This window comes from Mesorhizobium sp. M4A.F.Ca.ET.050.02.1.1 (assembly GCF_003997725.1).
Taxonomy (GTDB): Bacteria; Pseudomonadota; Alphaproteobacteria; order Rhizobiales; family Rhizobiaceae; genus Mesorhizobium.
Window position 1 is genome coordinate 1 of sequence record NZ_RZSG01001371.1, and the last position, 697, is coordinate 697.

Annotated in this window: 1 protein-coding gene; it reads right to left on the reverse strand. The window is 57.7% G+C overall.

The window, feature by feature from the left end; genetic code table 11:
• Positions 1 to 697, reverse strand: a 697-nt coding sequence (locus EOA33_RS37575; protein WP_145989598.1) for a Gfo/Idh/MocA family oxidoreductase, incomplete at both ends; no start/stop codon positions are given.

The window sequence follows — 697 nt, forward strand, 5'->3', positions numbered from 1 at the left end:
TGGCCAGGCGCTACCTGGCTGCACCAAAGCATACCCTTGGCGCCACCCTCGTATCGCAACATCACATGTGCATTGTCGTCGAGACGGCGGCCCCCGACAAAACTATCGAGATCGGCGGCGAGGCTTGTCAAGGTCAAGCCAGTAACGAAGTCGGCGAGGTTATAGGCATGTGTGCCGATATCTCCGATCGCACCGCCGGCACCCGACTGGGACGGATCGGTGCGCCACATGGCTTGCTTGGCGCCGGTCTGCTCGACCGCTTGGGTCAGCCATTCCTGTGCATATTCCACTTGCACGACGCGAATTTGTCCGAGATCGCCATCCCGAACCATTTCGCGTGCCTGCCGCACCATCGGATAGCCGGTGTAATTGTGGGTGAGGATAAACAGTACACCGTTCTCGTCTGCTACCTTCTTCAACTTCTTCGCGTCAGTGAGGTTGGAAGTCAGCGGCTTGTCGCAGATAACATGAATGCCGCGCCGCAGGAATTCCTTGGCTGCATCATAATGCAAATGGTTCGGCGTTACGATCGAGACCGCCTCGATGCCGTCCTTCAACCGCGCCTCGCGGATCGCCATCTCCCTATATGACCCGTACGTACGTGACGGGTCGAGTCCAAGCTCGCATCCAGATGCAATCGACCTTTCTTGCGTGGAAGAGAGTGCCCCAGCAACTAGATCGAATCGGTCATCAAGCC